This window comes from Mycobacterium celatum (assembly GCF_002101595.1).
In the GTDB taxonomy this organism is placed as follows: domain Bacteria; phylum Actinomycetota; class Actinomycetes; order Mycobacteriales; family Mycobacteriaceae; genus Mycobacterium; species Mycobacterium celatum.
This window is the reverse complement of record NZ_LQOM01000007.1, coordinates 1-4339: the sequence shown is the minus strand read 5'-3', so window position 1 is coordinate 4339 and position 4339 is coordinate 1. Positions and strand designations below refer to the sequence as shown.

Here is a 4339-nt window from a genome sequence, read left to right as displayed (position 1 = left end):
AGCCCTGACCGCCTAAACTGCCAGCCGAAGGGTCACGCGATCGAGCGAACTCTTACACCACGCCTCCGGACTTGGCCATGGCGACGAGTCGGCGCTCTATGATCCAGCGCCGACCCTCGTCGGGTGCAATATTGGTAGCGGGGCAGTGTCAATCAGGCGAGAGAGCGCCATTGTGGATGAATCGACCAACCCCGAGACTCCGACAACTTGGATTCCGAGTGCGGTTCACTCGCGGATTATGCGAGCGAACAAGCGAAGCGATACTAAGCCCGAGGTCGCGCTCCGCTCCGCCCTACACCGGACTGGCTTGAGATTTCGCAAGGACGTTCCGCTCCGCCTCGGCGGTTCGGTCATACGTCCTGACATTGTGTTCAGTCGCAAGAAGGTGGCGGTCTTTGTCGACGGCTGCTTTTGGCATGGGTGCCCGGAGCACTGTCGACGCCCGCGCCAGAACGTTGAGTTTTGGTCACGCAAACTACAAGGGAATGTCGAGAGGGATGCGCATCAGACCGCCGTGTTGTTAGAAAACGACTGGACTGTCATTCGGATATGGGAGCACGAACCCGTGCAAGACGCTGTAGCAGAGATTACTGCGCTACTTCGAGGACAGGGCGGGAACTCCGAAACCTCAAGCGTCAGGCCGATCGCGCCTCAGGACCACTGACGAAAGCGTCGGCAAGCGAGTCGGCGACGATTCGGCCCAAACGAACCGGCACAGCATTACCCAGCTGACGCATCTGTTCGCCTCTGGGCCCTGCGAGTTGCCAGGTGTCCGGGAATGACATGATTCTTGCCGTTTCCCGTACCGTCAGATAGCGAACCTGACCGTTGTCTTTCCTCAGAACGCTCTCACCCCCGGGCACACCATGCACACCGGCCTTCACCGTCTTGGCTGGACGGTCTAGCTCATTCGGAGTGTGACCCACGTAGATGCGGGCGCCTGGGTGCCCCTTGTGATGCAACCACCCTGGGGTTTCCGCGCCCTCCAATGGCTCAGGGAGGTCCGCGATGGCATCGCGCAGAGTTAACCAACGGTCCAAATCGTCTTCAGTATCATTACAGGGGATGGCTTGCGAGGGCGCGGCTTTAAGCGAATGATCCCGCCAGTACGTGCCCTCCTTCTGGGCACGGTGCAACCCGTAGCGACTGTGCGTCGCTGCCGGGAATTCCCAGTTGAGTGCCTGGTCGCGTCGGATTCCTATCACAAACACCCTCCAGCGCACTTGAGGCACGCCGTAGTCGGCAGCGTTGACTAGGTACGGCTCGACGTCGTACCGCTCAGTCGGGTCGCCGTCTTTCTTAAGGATTCTGATTAAGCGGCGGTCATGCTGCTCCCAAGTCTCGCCGTCCCTACGTGACTCAAACGGGGCGCGAAGCGATCTCAGGATGTACTGCCAATACGGTGCGAACGAAGGCCGAGTCAGGCCCTTGACATTCTCGCCAAGGAATACGCGCGGGCCTGTCTGCCGAACCACTCGCTCGAACTCAGGCCAGAGATTGCGTTCATCGAGGTGGCCCTTGTGGACTCCTCCGAGCGAGAACGGCTGACACGGCACGCCGCCCGCTACAAGATCGACCTTGGTGGCACATTCTGTGAATGTAAGCTCGCGGACGTCCGCCTCTAGTAGTGGCCACTTCGCGGCCCTCAGCACGCCTGCGGCCGCCGGAAGGCTGGTGTTGCGGATGCCTGGAGGGGCAACGTCAACGGCTCCATTCGCTCGGAGAGTGTCGCAGGCCCGCCGCTCGAACTCGTTTACATACAGGTGCTGAAACCCGGCCTCATGAAGTGCGAGCGCGAGTCCACCGCCACCAGTGAACAGTTCGATGCTCGTGCCCACGAACCGCTTGCCCCGATTCTGCGAGCGAGTATTCGCGGATCCCTTCGTCACGCGATCAAGTTACCGCGCCACCACGACACGGTCCCGCAAGCCGGGCGAGTGTCTCACGAGTCGTCGGCGGCGTCAGCTTGCGGCGGGGCGTCCGCAACCTCGCCCGCTTCCTCGTCCTCATCGATGACCCCTGCGGGCGCCTGCTGACCCTGCCCGGCAGCCTCGATTACTACGCCATCGGCCTCCCTTCGCCAATACGTGATTGCGCTGTGGTAGCGGTCGGGGTCCTGCTCTTTGTACAGGATCACGTAGCCCGGTAACGCGGTCGCCAGCCAGCCGGGAAGAGCACCAACAATGAGTTTCATCCATTGCCTCAATGGCAATTCCACGGCCGGGACCGTTAATTTGGCGGCCTGAAGTTCCCGCGTGTGGCCCGTGCGTCCGAAGCGAAGGAGATACGGAAGCTTCTTCTTTAAATCTGTTAGGCACGCGAGAGCATCGCTGTCACCGACTACTGCGGCATCAAGGGCTACGGGAAAGTTGAGGTTAATCGGATAAAGGGCGTCAAAGTGGTTCGCCCTGACTATGGTGGTGTCCCGGTTCCTGCCAGGGTCTTTGTTGCCGAAACCGTTGTTGTTCCATGGTACGCCGCCTTCGTCCAGGTACGCCTTGATCAATAACTTCTCAGGCGCTGACGCCTCAAGATCCTCATCCACGTAGAGACAGACAAAGGTGACCGCCCCGGCGGCGAAGGGCCCAATCCGGCCTGACAACTTCCGCATGTGCTGCGTCAATCGCGCGGGGAGCGAAGCGTCGGCCTTGCCGACATAGACACGCGACCCATCCACAAAGAGCACGTACACGCCACCCCGTTGCTGCAGGCGGGCAAGCTCGTCAACAGACAACGAGGTGGGAGTTAACCGGTCTAAAGCTGAATGAAGTTGGTCGGCCAGCGCGCGGGTGATCGACAACTTGAAGTCGTCGTCTGGGCGCGGGTCGGACGGCTGGGAAAAGGCCACGGTCTCAAGCTAGCCGCAAGCGGTCCGTTTTCCACGCACATGCGAGTCGCGTCGGGCACCCAACGCGTCGCCAGCACAGGTCGCCATCAGGACTTAGCAGGCTCGATCCCGTTGTGCGGCAGTCAATCATGTATCTCCGCCTTTTAAGGCTGTGTCGGTTGAGGTCCACGGGCCTCGCCGACGGGGGGCAGTGCACTGGTATCCCATCTGGTATCGCGTCAATGGTCACGTGGACTACTGTGGGTCTGATGCATGCCCTAGCAGGCGCTCGAAAGCATTCAGCGAAGCCTCGAAACTGCGAGGCCATTCGGTTTGCCAGACCCGCAGCGGGATGTCGGCGAGCGGGTCGAACCGGCGAAGTTGGTGGCTCGTTACCGACCAACAGATACGGCTCGTGGGGGCCCGCGTTGAGCTCCGTCGTGAACCGGTCCAGCCGCTCTGCCAGCGCCTCCCGGCCGCCCAAAGTGGCCACCAGCCCGACGATGTTCTGCGGCACCATCCACAAATCCTGCTCGGAGTTGCCCTCGTTGAATCCGTCCTCTCCCAAGTCCGAGGTCGGCCCGGTGAACCCCGGCCAGACGAGAAAAGCACCGTCGGCGCCACGCGGAGTGATGCGGCGCGTCGCCGGGTTAAACAGGTTCTGCCAGAACTGCGCCCGCCGCAGGAATTCGGCGCTAATCATGTTCTCGTCCAACGCATCCGCAAACTGGGAGATCGCGAAGTCGTCGACCGACCACTCCAGCGTTATCGAGGCCCCCTCGATCCCGTGATCGCCGCGGAACTCCTCGGTCTGCGGCGCGTAGCCATGCTCCAGGTAGCTGGCGATTCCCGGCCGCTCCACACAACCGTCCCGCCCGACACCGCTGTCGGTCGCGCCGTTCGCCATGTAGTAGAGCGCGCGTCTGACGTCCTTGGCGCCGAACGCATACAGGCTCGCGATCAACGGCACCCCGTTGTCCCCCGTCATTTCTCCCGTCGAAGCATTCGCCAGCGCCCACCGCGGCAACGACCCGCTCTGGTTGGCGTCGTTCACCAGCGACTGCGCCATCCGCTGGCCCGTTCCGAGTCGTTCCTCGCCCGCCAGGCGTTGGAGCAGATCGTCGAACGGCGTCGCGCCGATCTCGGCGTGGTAGCTCCGTACACAAACACGCGCAGCAAGCTGCTAGTTTTTGCGCGCGATCGGTTCTCCGGATGATGCTGTCAAAGCCGCATCGGCCTGGCATCGGCTGACTAGCGCATGCCACCTGCACGCCTACGAAATGCAGTCCCCCCTAGCGGAAATCGAGCACCTTTGTGCGGTTGTCGCATCGCTGCTGCCGACTCCATGACGTTCGCGGGTTCATTTCGAGTGCGCCTCATACCATCCGCATACTGCTCGGCGATGCGGGCCGAGCCCACCTAAGTGGTCTGCGATATAATTACAGTGACGTAATTTAGATCCCACACTTTTGTACGATTACGTGTCATGGTTCCCTCAAGGAGGGACGAACA

General features: G+C 61.4%; 3 protein-coding genes and 1 pseudogene. 1 reads left to right on the top strand and 3 read right to left on the bottom strand.

Annotation, left to right across the window (positions count from 1 at the left end):
* Window positions 1-211: 211 nt before the first annotated feature.
* Window positions 212-664 carry a very short patch repair endonuclease gene (locus tag AWB95_RS00970; protein WP_269745707.1) on the top strand — a complete coding sequence of 151 codons (453 nt, stop codon included), beginning with the start codon at window positions 212-214 and terminating at the stop codon, window positions 662-664.
* Here AWB95_RS00970 and AWB95_RS00965 read toward each other — a convergent pair.
* From AWB95_RS00965 to AWB95_RS00955, 3 genes and pseudogenes are all read right to left on the bottom strand, one after another.
* Window positions 636-1889 (bottom strand): DNA cytosine methyltransferase, encoded by a 1254-nt coding sequence (locus AWB95_RS00965; RefSeq protein ID WP_198157740.1) that lies wholly within the window; start codon window positions 1887-1889, stop codon window positions 636-638. The genes AWB95_RS00970 and AWB95_RS00965 overlap by 29 nt on opposite strands.
* A 53-nt stretch (window positions 1890-1942) precedes the next feature.
* The gene (locus AWB95_RS00960; protein ID WP_062538532.1) at window positions 1943-2848 is read right to left on the bottom strand and encodes a GIY-YIG nuclease family protein; all 906 of its coding nucleotides are present in this window, start codon (window positions 2846-2848) and stop codon (window positions 1943-1945) included.
* Between the two features lie 364 nt (window positions 2849-3212).
* A pseudogene (locus AWB95_RS00955) lies at window positions 3213-3896 on the bottom strand (glycoside hydrolase domain-containing protein); the annotation flags it as partial.
* Between the last annotated feature and the right edge of the window lie 443 nt (window positions 3897-4339).